The 12,850-nt window shown below is 44.3% G+C and carries 11 protein-coding genes; 10 read left to right on the plus strand and 1 reads right to left on the minus strand.

What is annotated here, in order from left to right; translation table 11 throughout:
* The first annotated feature begins 58 nt into the window (after positions 1 to 58).
* Positions 59 to 373, plus strand: coding sequence for a circadian clock protein KaiB (gene kaiB, locus AC3A14_RS02545; RefSeq protein ID WP_318701478.1), 315 nt, complete (start codon positions 59 to 61; stop codon positions 371 to 373).
* A gap of 83 nt (positions 374 to 456) precedes the next feature.
* Positions 457 to 2,031: a circadian clock protein KaiC gene (kaiC, locus tag AC3A14_RS02550; protein ID WP_318731441.1), complete on the plus strand. Its 1,575-nt coding sequence runs from the start codon at positions 457 to 459 to the stop codon at positions 2,029 to 2,031.
* Between the two features lie 41 nt (positions 2,032 to 2,072).
* Here kaiC and AC3A14_RS02555 read toward each other — a convergent pair whose 3' ends face one another.
* Positions 2,073 to 4,964, minus strand: a complete 2,892-nt coding sequence (locus AC3A14_RS02555; RefSeq protein WP_318731442.1) for an NACHT domain-containing protein — start codon at positions 4,962 to 4,964, stop codon at positions 2,073 to 2,075.
* Between the two features lie 196 nt (positions 4,965 to 5,160).
* Between AC3A14_RS02555 and lpxD the strand changes: the two genes are divergently transcribed.
* From lpxD to AC3A14_RS02595, 8 genes are all read left to right on the plus strand, one after another.
* Positions 5,161 to 6,201 (plus strand): UDP-3-O-(3-hydroxymyristoyl)glucosamine N-acyltransferase, encoded by a 1,041-nt coding sequence (gene lpxD, locus AC3A14_RS02560; RefSeq protein WP_318731443.1) that lies wholly within the window; start codon positions 5,161 to 5,163, stop codon positions 6,199 to 6,201.
* 85 nt (positions 6,202 to 6,286) lie between these two features.
* Positions 6,287 to 6,829: a hypothetical protein gene (locus AC3A14_RS02565; RefSeq protein WP_318731444.1), complete on the plus strand. Its 543-nt coding sequence runs from the start codon at positions 6,287 to 6,289 to the stop codon at positions 6,827 to 6,829.
* A gap of 128 nt (positions 6,830 to 6,957) precedes the next feature.
* The gene (locus AC3A14_RS02570; RefSeq protein WP_318731445.1) at positions 6,958 to 7,887 is read left to right on the plus strand and encodes a glycosyltransferase family 2 protein; all 930 of its coding nucleotides are present in this window, start codon (positions 6,958 to 6,960) and stop codon (positions 7,885 to 7,887) included.
* 135 nt (positions 7,888 to 8,022) lie between these two features.
* A complete protein-coding gene (locus AC3A14_RS02575) occupies positions 8,023 to 8,964 on the plus strand; it encodes a glycosyltransferase family 2 protein (RefSeq protein ID WP_318731446.1) in 942 nt (313 codons plus the stop codon).
* Positions 8,951 to 9,565: a hormogonium polysaccharide biosynthesis acetyltransferase HpsU gene (gene hpsU / locus AC3A14_RS02580; RefSeq protein WP_318731447.1), complete on the plus strand. Its 615-nt coding sequence runs from the start codon at positions 8,951 to 8,953 to the stop codon at positions 9,563 to 9,565. Before AC3A14_RS02575 ends, hpsU begins: the two co-directional genes overlap by 14 nt.
* Before the next feature lie 164 nt (positions 9,566 to 9,729).
* Positions 9,730 to 10,782 carry a fatty acid desaturase gene (locus AC3A14_RS02585; RefSeq protein ID WP_318731448.1) on the plus strand — a complete coding sequence of 351 codons (1,053 nt, stop codon included), beginning with the start codon at positions 9,730 to 9,732 and terminating at the stop codon, positions 10,780 to 10,782.
* Between the two features lie 89 nt (positions 10,783 to 10,871).
* The gene (locus AC3A14_RS02590; protein WP_318731449.1) at positions 10,872 to 11,927 is read left to right on the plus strand and encodes a fatty acid desaturase; all 1,056 of its coding nucleotides are present in this window, start codon (positions 10,872 to 10,874) and stop codon (positions 11,925 to 11,927) included.
* Between the two features lie 77 nt (positions 11,928 to 12,004).
* Positions 12,005 to 12,847 carry an acyl-CoA desaturase gene (locus AC3A14_RS02595; protein ID WP_318731450.1) on the plus strand — a complete coding sequence of 281 codons (843 nt, stop codon included), beginning with the start codon at positions 12,005 to 12,007 and terminating at the stop codon, positions 12,845 to 12,847.
* The last annotated feature ends 3 nt before the right edge of the window (positions 12,848 to 12,850 follow it).

Here is a 12,850-nt window from a genome sequence, read left to right on the forward strand (position 1 = left end):
TGTTAATTCATAGTCCTGAATGACAACACTATCTAAAACCCTTTGACACAGAACAACCATGAGTCCCCTAAAAAAAACCTACATTCTCAAACTCTATGTTGCTGGAAATACCCCCAACTCAGTACGCGCTCTAAAAACACTGAACGACATTCTCGAACAAGAATTTCAAGGGGTTTATGCCCTCAAAGTGATTGATGTTCTTAAAAACCCACAACTTGCCGAAGAAGACAAAATTCTCGCCACGCCCACCCTTGCCAAAATACTCCCCCCTCCTGTCCGTAAAATCATTGGAGATCTCTCAGATCGCGAAAAAGTGTTGATTGGACTCGATTTATTATATGATGAACTGCGCGATGATGAAGGTCTAGGATAAATCTGGGATAAAACAGCAATGACCAAGACCATTTGTTTTTTTCATCATCTCTTTTATTATTCTAATTTAGAGCTATATCACCTATGAGTACATTTGATCAAATTAGCGAACCAGAAAAGACTCCCCCTAAAAAACTTACTGGAATCACCAAAATCAGAACTCTAATTGAAGGTTTTGATGACATCAGTCATGGAGGACTACCCCAAGGTCGCAGCACCCTAGTCAGTGGGACATCAGGGACAGGTAAAACCATGCTGACAATCCAATTTCTCTACAATGGAATTACCTATTTTAATGAACCCGGTATTTTTGTCACCTTTGAAGAATCGCCTACAGATATTATTCAAAACTCCGCCAGTTTTGGTTGGGACTTACAGCAACTCATAGATGATGGCAAACTCTTTATATTAGATGCATCTCCTGACCCAGAAGGTCAAGATATTGTTGGCAACTTTGACCTTTCTGCCCTGATAGAACGGCTTCAATACGCCATTCGTAAATACAAAGCCAAGCGCGTCTCCATTGACTCCGTAACTGCTGTATTTCAACAATATGATGCCGCTTCTGTGGTGCGCCGAGAAATTTTTCGCCTCGTCGCCAGACTCAAACAACTCGGTGTCACCACCGTCATGACAACAGAACGGGAAGAAGAATATGGGCCAGTTGCTCGTTTTGGGGTAGAAGAATTTGTCTCCGATAATGTAGTTATTGTTCGCAACGCCTTAGAAGGAGAACGACGACGACGAACCGTAGAAATCCTCAAACTTCGAGGAACAACACACATGAAAGGAGAATATCCCTTTACCATTACCGATAATGGAATTAATATCTTTCCGCTCGGTGCGATGCGACTTACTCAACGCTCTTCTAATGCTAGGGTTTCTTCCGGAGTTAGCACTTTAGATGAAATGTGTGGTGGCGGATTTTTCAAAGATTCGATTATTTTAGCCACTGGAGCAACGGGAACCGGTAAAACTCTATTGGTTAGTAAATTTCTAGAAAATGCCTGTAAGAATTCAGAACGAGCCATTTTATTTGCCTATGAAGAATCGAGGGCCCAGCTTTTCCGGAATGCGAACTCTTGGGGAATTGATTTTGAAGAATTAGAAAATCAAGGGTTGCTGAAAATTCTGTGTGCCTATCCAGAGTCAGCAGGATTAGAAGATCACTTGCAATTGATTAAATCTAAAATTACAGAATTCAAACCGTCTCGGATTGCCATTGATTCCCTGTCTGCCTTAGCACGAGGGGTGAGTAATAATGCTTTCCGTCAATTTGTGATTGGGGTGACAGGATATGCAAAACAGGAAGAAATCACCGGTTTCTTTACTAACACGACGGATCAGTTTATGGGGTCTCATTCGATTACTGAATCTCATATTTCTACGATTACGGATACAATTTTAATGCTGCAATATGTGGAAATTCGTGGGGAAATGTCGCGAGCGATCAATGTCTTCAAGATGCGTGGATCGTGGCATGATAAAGGCATTCGAGAATATGCGATTACAGAACATGGTGCAGAAATTAAGGATTCTTTCCGGAACTATGAAGGAATTATCAGTGGTTCACCGAGTCGAATTTCTGTGAATGAAAAAAGTGAACTTTCTCGAATTATGCGCGGGGTTCAGAATAAGGAAGAAGAAGATATGTTATAGCGCGATGCTGTAGGGAATAGGAAATAGGGAGGCTGTCAAATTTATTCTAGAGAGAGTTGGGCAAAATGTTCCAACAACAGACGATGGATAAAAATGTAGCCTCCACCCACTTTTTGTAAGAAAATGAGACTGGTAGCATAATCGAGAAAGCGGGCATAATTCCAAGGAACTTTTCCAGAACCATAGAGAATAACTCGCAGAGTAAAGTGTTGTAGACAGGCGCTGCTACTAGGGGAAAATAAACCGATTAATAAACCGGCGATCGCGCCAAACAAGGTTGGGTGTCCTACAATTTTCGCTAGGACGATTAAGGTACAGATGCCTAGGATTGCAAATAGGGAGGCGTTTCGAGCGCTTAACCAGATACCTTGATTGGGTACAGTGTGGGTATTGATGTCTCCTCCAGTTAAGCCCCTGAGTAAAATAAACATCACGCCTAAATTTAATCCAGATAGCCAAAAAATTAATAGCTCCTTAACTGCCATATTTAAGCCATAAATGACATTAAAGATTAAGGCAACACTTAAAGCATAAAATCCACCCGCAATCAATCCCACTCGCAATCCTGGAATCAGATTGATCCTCATTTTGTGCCAAGACCACTTCATTTTTTCTACGGGTTCAATCCGAGGTAACACCCACATTAAAATAATCCCTCCCGCTAGTCCTCCAGCAATGCCTAAAATTGCTCCAGAGAGTAATCCGATATGACGACCAGCAATATGTCCGACACTACACCCAATTCCTAAAGCGCTGAAGATACCACCAATGAGGGCAATTAAAGCGCAATATCTCAATTTTTCAGATTTTGTCTTTAAGAAACTCGGTTGCATTCGTTCGATTAAAAACACCGTTTGTGATTCTTTGACCATCCATTGGGCGAGTTGGATTAACCCGTTCTTGGTTTGAGCCTTAGAATAAAAATGTTCACCGATTTTTCGGCTAAACATGCGTTCAATATAAGCATCAAATAAATGAGTATGATATTGTTCTTTAGTCTGCTTAGGGAAATCATCATAACTCATTCCTTGATAGGCTAAAGCCATGATATTCAGCATTAGGGGAGATTGGGCTAAATCTTGTAAAATGATATCGCTTTGCATGGCTTGCCGTAATCCGGATAAGTCCGAGCCACAAAATTGTAAATACTGTTCAATGCGATCCTGGGTTAGAGGTTGGAGATAAATAGCCGCTAAAACGTGCAATTTTTGCGAGAGTTGATCGTAGTCTTTGTAGCGACTACAAATGACAACTTCTAGAGTGCCATGGTTTTGCATAAATTCATTTAAGGCAGTGACGCAAGCTTGGCGCTTGTTGGCAGCGACTTCATCTAAGCCATCGAGTAACAGGAGGAGAGCAGAGTCGTCGATCCAATTTTGGCTGATTTCTTTCGGGATTTGATACTTGGTATAGAGTTCCTGAATTAACCAATCTAAAATGGATTGTTGTTCGCCTAACCAAGAGGATAAGTTAAACACAACTGGGATGGGGAGATGGCGATCTTGATTGGCTCGATGAATGAATTCCTGTGCTAATTCTAAAAGGGTGGTGGTTTTTCCAGAACCAGGTTCGCCTAAGATGAGGAGCGATCGCCCCATACCCAAAGCCTCAAATTTTTCTATTGCCGAATAGTGAGTCACAGGAAACTGTTGCATTTGCTCGGTGTTTTCCCAAACTAAGCCCCAAGGATGGGCGATCGCATCATAGCGCTCTTCAATCCCCAACTCTAGTAATACCTGTCCATGGAGCGAAGCCTCCAAAACCCCTTTCACCCAATATAGATTCACCTTATTGAGTAAAATTTGACGATTGCGAAGTTCTAAGCGACTTAAATTGGATTGAGGGGTTAACTGAACTTCTGTTTTTTTCCATACTAAGGGCAAGTAGGCGGGATTCTGGAAAATAACGGGTAACCAAGTGGCACAAGGAAATCGATCTTCTAAACCCTGTAATTTTTCCCGTGCCAATCTCACGGACTCATATAACTGGGTTTCTTGAGAGAACTGATACAAAAAATGCTCTAAAAACTGGTGAGCGACGCGATCGGGGACTTGCTCGCGCATGACAATTATTTGCGGCAAATTGAGAGCGGCTAACTGTTGAGCTAAACCTAAGCCATCGCAGGAATTGAAAATGGCTAATTTCAATCCGCGATCGATACTGCGATTTAAGGCATATTTCAACTGGTCTAAATTTAAACGTTCCTGGGGATTGAGTTGAAACTGACCTCCGGATGCACTGGAACTATGACCGGCAAAAAAGAAAACATCCCAAGGTTCGGACCATAGGCGATCGTGCAGTTGGGAAAAACTGGGACACTCTAGATAAGTAATTTGAGCATTAGGCAGGCGATCTAAACTATGTCGATCGGCAGCTAAGTTTAATCCCCGATCTTCGCCAAATACGGCTAAAATATTCGCTGTTCCCTGGAGGGTGAGTTCTGGTTTTACGCCTTGATAGTCGAGTAAACTGAGGGCAATTTCGGCATGGGGATAGCGCTGCCAAAAGTCCCAAACTGTCCAAGGGAGTCTCTGGAGAATCCAGTCTTGAGTTTGGATAATAATGCGTACTGGGGTTTGGCGATCTAGGGTTTCAAGGATGGCTTCGCGTAAATCAAGAATATTAGGTTGGCGTAACCAGTGGTTAAAGTGCGATCGCAACTTCTCCGCTGCTTCTCGACAGTTGTGGTGCGCTTCTGGAATGCCCAAATGGGTAATTGGCATCGTCGGAATCCGAATCCGAGTATCCAAACCTGCCAACCGATGATAGGCTGACACCCACTGCTGATAAAGGAGGGGTAAATCGGGAGCTGCATCTAAACACCGGCTCAACTCAAGCTGTGGGGTTCGTCCTTCCTCACCTAGTTGTAGCGTGACTGGAAACCCTCGATCAAAATCCCCAGAGCCAATTTTGAAAACGATGCGTTTATTCACTCCACTCTATCCTGACTATCGATCTCTCTTAGCTGCGATCGCACGAATGGCACTATTCTATCAAGCCAATCCTCTTTAGCACGTTGAGATAGACAGGAAGGAAAGGTTAAAACCTGGTTTTGCGTTTTGTGGCGAAAACTACTGTAAACTTTGCAAAGATGCAGTTCTCAACCCTCAAAACTTGGTGCTTAGATCTATGAAACTCAGCGAGATTATTGAAAAATTGGGTAAGGTAGCCTCAGAAAATTCCCTACCCGATCTCGATCCAGAGATTACGGGAGTTGCACCTGTAGATCAAGCGACTCCCCAAAGTCTGAGTTTCATTGAGGGTGGGAAGTTTATTCATCAGATTAACACCACTGAGGCGATCGCCTTAATTATCCCGTCTGATTTAATCGAAGCTGCCACAGAGCGCGGAATTGCCTGGATCGCTACCCGGGAGCCGCGTCTCTTATTTGCCCAAGTCATTACCCTCTTTTATCAACCGTTTCATCCCCAACCACAGATTCACCCCACTGCCGCGATCGCTGAAGATGTACAGTTGGGACAAGACATCTATATTGGTCCCCATGTGGTGATTGAATCTGGAGTCAAAATTGGCGATGGGGTTTGTATTCATGGCAATGTGGTGATTTATCCCCAAGCCGAAATCGGCGATCGCACCGTTCTTCATGCCAACTGTACCATCCATGAACGGACTTTGATTGGTCAAAATTGTGTTATTCATAGTGGTGCAGCGATCGGCTCGGAAGGATTTGGCTTTGTTCCCACCCCTAAAGGCTGGTTTAAGATGGAACAGTCTGGACGAACCGTCTTAGAAGACAGAGTGGAAGTAGGATGTAATAGCGCCATTGATCGTCCAGCCGTCGGGGAAACCCGCATTGGTCGCGATACTAAAATTGACAACCTAGTGCAGATTGGACATGGTTCTCAGATTGGCTCAAATTGTGCGATCGCCGGTCAAACTGGCATGGCAGGTGGCACAAAAATAGGGAATAAAGTCCTTCTCGCGGGACAAGTGGGAATTGCCAACAATACGGTTATTGGCGATAACGTGATTGCCTCCGCAAAAGCCGGAGTCCATGGAACCGTTGCCCCTGGCTCCGTCGTTTCTGGAAACCCGGCGGTGAATCATCCTATTTATCTCAAAGCATCGGCCATCTACAAGCGTCTACCGGATTTATACCAGTCTTTGAAGAAGTTGCAAAAGCGACTGAGTCATTTAGAATCCCCCTAAACCAGTAGAAAAAGCTCGGGAGACGCTCCCGACGCAGAGATTTCCCATTTCCTATTCCCTATTACCCATTACCGCGCAAAGCGCTATGGACATCAATCCACCCAATTCCCATCCTTTTGAACCAACGAATAAGAAAAAATTAGGCACAGCCGAGATTCATCGTTCCACTGAACTGCCGCCTTTTCCCAAGTATAAACCGACGCGCTTAAGCCGTTATCAAAATCAATATTCTCCCAATTTAGCCATTGATGTACTTCATGATATTGAGGAGATCGCCTGTCAATGGCAAGATCAGTTAGACCAGATCCACGATCAAATTACAGCTCTTTATCATCAGGGGCCAATTATTGAGGGATGGCTCGAATCTACCCCCAACTCAACCCAGAGGAATTCTAGCGGAAGTTCTTGCACATCCTATCGACTCTGTAGACTCAATGAAAATGGAGAAGTTTGGAGTCGTCCCTGTCCATCAGAAGAAGTGGCATCCATGAGTTTAGCCATTCACCGCTATCAACAATTGCGACAGTTTCTGAACCAAAAGCATATGTTAGAAGAGCGTCTATCCCAGTTAGCCCAATCTTTAAAGAGTTTGCATCGCCAATTGGGGGATGGGGGGATGGAGAGATAGGGGGATTGGACAAAATTGGAAAATTGGGTAAAACAGAGATGGAATCTAATCTATACGATCCCAAAAAGTCCTAAAGTCATCTATCCCCACGTCTTCGTTTCCTCACGTCCCCACTCTCCTATTCCCCAATGAGCATCCAAATCTCAGCTATTATCTGTACCCATAACCGAGATCAATATCTTGGTGGCGCAATAGAAAGCTTGCTCAATCAAGATCATCCTGACTTTGAGGTCATTGTTGTTGATAATGCGTCGAGCGATCGCACCCAAGAAGTTATCAAATCCTTACAACCCCATCCCCGTCTAAAATCGGTCTATGAACCGGTGACTGGTTTATCTGTCGCTCGCAATACAGGGGCAAAAAACGCCAGTGGAGAAATTTTAGCCTATTTAGATGATGATGCGATCGCTACCCCGTCCTGGTTAACGGTTCTCTCCAGAGCCTACGCAGAAAACGATAAACTGGCGATCGCTGGCGGTAAAGTCACCCTCATTTGGCCGACTGATATTACCCCTCCTCCTTGGCTCTCAGAGGGTCTAGCCGGTAATCTAGGAGCCTATGATTTAGGCGATAGTCCGGTCTTAATTACCCAACCCGGCAATACCCCCAGAGGCTTAAACTACTCCCTCCGACGCAGTTTCCTAGAAGAAATTGGTGGATTTGACCCCAATTTAGGACGGGTAGGAAAAAAATTGCTCTCCAACGAAGAACTGGTGATGACCGAATTGGCCCTAAAATCAGGATGGCAAGTCAGCTATATCCCTGAAGCCTTAGTTGCTCACAATGTTGCTCCAGAGCGAGTCAACCGCTCTTGGTTTCTGCGCCGAGGATGGTGGCAAGGGGTGAGTGAATGCTACCGGGAACAACTCTCCAACCGAGGAGGACTTCATCAATTTTCGCTGGGGGGAGAGCGCATCATTCGGGGACTTTATAAATCAGTGAAATATATCAGCGATCCAGCTCTGCACTTTGATAATCTAGTCTATGCTTATGGTCAAATCGGCTATCTGACTACGGCGATCGAAGGCTTGTGGTCTCGCAATGCTCCATTGAAGTAAATCTATCTGTGCCCTATTCATCTTCACCGTTATACCAGACCTGTTATAACTAAAGGAGAAAAATGCAGATGTCACAATCCAAAGTTTGAGATTGATCTGATATCCTAAACGTTGTCTCATCCCTCCCGTGCCCTTATGACCTCTGAAGCTTCTAAAGTCCCGGTATCGATTATTATTCCAGCAAAAGATGAAGAAGATAACATTGCCGCTTGCCTGGATAGTTTGCAACTGGCGGATGAAATCTTTGTAGTTGATTCCCAAAGTGGCGATCGCACCGCAGAAATTGCCGAAAGCTTAGGGGCAACAGTTATTCAATTTAAGTTTAATGGGTCATGGCCAAAAAAGAAAAACTGGTCATTAGACAACCTCCCCTTTCGTAATGAATGGATTTTGATTGTTGATTGTGATGAACGGATTACTCCCCCTTTATGGGAAGAAATTAAACAAGCCATTCAAGATCCTAACATGAATGGCTATTATCTCAATCGCCGAGTCATCTTCCTAGGGGCTTGGATTCGCCATGGGGGACGATATCCAGACTGGAATTTACGGCTATTCAAACATCAAAAAGGTCGCTACGAAAATTTGAACGTGGAAGATGTTAGAAATGCTGGCGATAATGAAGTTCACGAGCATGTAATCCTGGAGGGGACTGTGGGTTATCTCAAAGAAGATATGCTTCATGAAGATTTCCGCGATATTTACGCTTGGTTAGCTCGCCATAACCGCTATTCTAATTGGGAAGCTAGAGTCTATTACAATCTGATCGAAGGGATGGACGAAGAGAATACCATTGGTTCTAACTTATTTGGGGATGCCGTACAGCGCAAACGGTGGCTAAAAAAAATATGGGTGCGCTTACCTTTTAAACCCACAATTCGCTTTATCTTACACTATATTCTCCAATTGGGATTTTTAGATGGCCAAGCAGGATATATTTATGCCAGACTCTTAAGTCAATATGAATACAATATTGGCGTAAAGTTATTTGAGCTACGCCAGTTTGGAGGGCATATTAATCCCATGAAAGCACAATCTTCTGGCACTCAATCTTCCCCTACCCATGTCAACTCCTGAGTTAACTCCTGAATCCTCCCCATCCTATCGCCTCGATTCCCCGTCTTGGATCGATTTGCGCCAGTATGACCAATCTAATTTCGATCGCGGTCGTCCCACCTGGGGGATTATTCTTTGGTGGTTTATACAGGCTATTACGTTTCCTTTAACACTACATAATTGGCATAATATTCGGGTCATGTTGTTGCGCTGTTTCGGGGCAAAAATTGGCCGAGGAGTGGTCATTCGGCCCACAGCCCGGTTTACCTATCCCTGGAAAGTCAGCATTGGAGATTATAGTTGGATTGGCGATGATGTGGTGTTCTATAGCTTAGACCAGATTGAAATTGGCCAGCATTGTGTCATTTCCCAGAAAACCTATCTTTGTACGGGTTCCCATGATATTCAAGACCCCTGTTTTCGCCTAGTCACTGACCCAATTAAGATTGGAAATGGAGTATGGATTGCCACAGATTGTTTTGTGTCTCCAGGGGTTAAAATTGGAGCGAATAGCGTGGTTGGGGCCCGTAGTAGTGTGTTTCGCTCGTTACCAGAATCTTATATTTGCTGGGGAACCCCCGCCAAGGCCCATAGCCCTCGCACGCCCTTGGAAGAGAACTAAAGATTTTCTTGCACAAAGAATAAGTGTTTGTACGGTTGAAAATATGTCCTTTTTATGGATGTCAAATTTCTAGATTGAAGAGCAAAATTTGCTTTTCTAAAATTCATGAAAATTGCGGAAGTAGAGGGTATAATGATGCAATTGTTAATAGAGGAACATTGAGCATGAAAACAGCGATCGCCAATCCCTCGGCGGAGCTTATATCAGCGGGACGACCCCAGCTCGATCGGAATTTGCGCTTAAAAGATGTCTTAAAAACCTTACCCAAAGATGTTTTTGCCAAAAACCAATTTAAAGCTTGGTTTGGATTTATCTCCAATGTCGTTCTCGTCAGTTTAGGATGGTGGGGAATCGCGATCGCCCCTTGGTATTTACTTCCCCTGCTCTGGCTCTTTACTGGAACGGGCTTTTTTGGTTTATTTGTCATTGCCCATGACTGCGGTCATCGTTCCTTTGCCAACAAAAAATGGGTAAACAATTTGGTTGGTCATATTGCCCTCACCCCCTGCATTTATCCCTTCCATCCCTGGCGGATTGAACATAATATTCATCATAAACATACCAACCACATCGATCGCGATAATACCTGGAATCCATTCTACGTGGAACAGTATCAATCCCTCAATTCCTTTGAAAAAATTGTGTATCGTTCCCTCCATGGTAAATTCTGGTGGTTAGGTTCCATTGTCCATTGGGCCCAACTCCACTTTCAATGGTGGACAATCAAGCCAGGAAAAGAACGGGAACAGTTCAAATTTTCTGCCCTATTAGTGATTGCACAAATGGCGATTGGCTTTCCTCTACTCATTGCCACTACGGGATTGTGGGGCTGGTTTTCCCTCTGGTGCGTGCCTTGGTTTGTCTTCCACTTTTGGCTCAGTACGGTAACTCTCCTGCACCACACTTTACCCGATCTCAAATTTGAACCCGACGGAAAATGGCATGAAGTCACTGCCCAGCTCGTAGGTAGCACCGATTGTAAATATCCTTGGTGGTTTGAATGGATTTGCCATGATATTAATGTTCATGTTCCCCATCATTTAACCACAGCCATTCCCTGGTATAACCTGCACAAAGCCCATGCCAGCCTTGAAGAAAATTGGGGAGAATATATCACCAGAAAACGGTTTTCTTTCCGTTTGCTTTGGGAAATAACTGATGTTTGTCACTTGTATGACGAAGATAAGGGTTATCGCACCTTTTCCGAATCTCAGTAATTTTTTCGTGGGACTTGAAGACCCCCCCTCTATGGGCGTATATTTTAGATTGCCCCAGATCCGAAACAAATCAAACAGGAAAACGTTGAATGAAAACAGCGATCGCTCATCCGTCTGCACGGCTGCAAACAGACGAAAAGATCCACCTCGACTCCAATATCCGCCTCAGAGATATTATCAACACCCTTCCCAGAGAAGTATTTATCAAAGATTCCATCAAAGCCTGGTCAGGGTTAATCATTAACCTGATCCTAGTTGGTTTAGGATGGTGGGGCACGGCGATCGCCCCCTGGTATTGCTTACCCCTGCTCTGGCTCTTTACTGGTAGCGCCTTCACCGGTTTATTTGTCATCGGTCACGATTGTGGACACCGCTCCTTTGCCAATCGTAAATGGATTAATAACCTCATTGGTCATCTCGTTTTCATTCCCTGCATTTATCCCTTTCATGGTTGGCGGATTAAACATAATATCCATCATAAATACACCAACTGTCTCGAAATAGATAATGCGTGGAAAGCCTATTCTCGTGAAGAATACAACAATTTTCATCCGATTGAAAAATGGGCCTATCGGGGCCTGCGGGGTAAATTTTGGTGGTTAGCCTCTGCCGTTCATTGGGCAAAACTGCACTTCCAATGGTGGACATTTGCCGGTAAAGAACGGGAACAAGTTCGATTTTCAGCCCTCTTTGTCATCGCTCAAATGGCGATCGGATTCCCCTTACTCATTGCCACTACCGGATTATGGGGATGGGTCAACTATTGGCTCATGCCTTGGCTCGTCTTCCATTTTTGGATGAGTACCATCACCCTCCTGCATCACACCAAAACCGACATTCCCTTCAAACCCCAATCGGAATGGAATGAAGCCGAAGCCCAACTTATGGGAACAGCCCATTGTCAATATCCCAGATGGTTTGAATGGATGGCCCATGACATTAACGTTCATGTTCCCCATCACATCTCTACTGCGATTCCCTGGTACAATCTGCGTCAAGCTCATGCCAGTCTAGAACAAAACTGGGGACAATACATGACCACCAATGAATTTTCCCTCTCTTCTCTCTGGAACATTACCAGCGTTTGTCATTTATATGATGAAGATAAATGCTATCAACCGTTTACCCAGAAAGGGAAATTATAGTTCGCTCTGAGCGGAGGATTAACGAGTAATCCCTCTCCTGTTCATCAGCTCAACATGTTTATCCAAGGTAACCTTTGATGATTAAAGAACTTACTTCTGAAACAACGATTCCTGAAACGGAATCCTCTCCCCGTCTCAACTGGATCATCATCTTTGTGATGATTGCCATGCATATCGGGGTCGTTTTAGCCTTTTTTCCCCCATTCTTTAGTTGGTCGGCTGTGGGTGTTTTTCTGGTTCTGCACATGATCGCCGGCTCAGGAGTCGAAATCGGATGGCATCGTTTAGCCAGTCACCGTAGCTTTACTTGTCCCAAATGGGTTGAATATTTTTTTGTGTTCTGTGGAGCCTTTAGCGGTTTATCTAACCCCATTGATTGGGCTGGAACCCATCGCATTCATCATGCCCATTCAGACCAAGAGGGCGATTATCACAATATCAATAAAGGATTCTGGTGGAGCCATTTTATCTGGATTCTCTATCACAAACCCGACTTAGATGACAAAATCGCTAAAGTGACCAAAGATATTAAAGACGATCCGTTTTATCTATTCTGCGATCGCTATCTCCTAGTTTTGCACTTTGGTCTCGCTGCCATCCTATTTGCCCTGGGAGGCTTACCTTGGGTCATGTGGGGAAGCATCGTCCGTGTCGTTCTCCTTTGGCATGGTGCCTGGGGGGTCAACAGTGTGGCTCACACCTTCGGCTATCGTAACTATGACACCAATGATAAATCGACCAATGTTTGGTGGTTAGTCCCTTTGAGCTACGGACAAGGTTGGCACAATAACCATCATGCCTTTCCCTATTCTGCTCGTTGCGGCTTAAAATGGTGGGAAATCGATCCGAGTTGGGGAGTCATTAGCCTCTTGCATCGAGTCGGCTTAATCACCAAAGTTCGCCTTCCCAATGAATCCTAGTTT

The sequence above is a fragment of the Roseofilum sp. genome, from assembly GCF_982964205.1.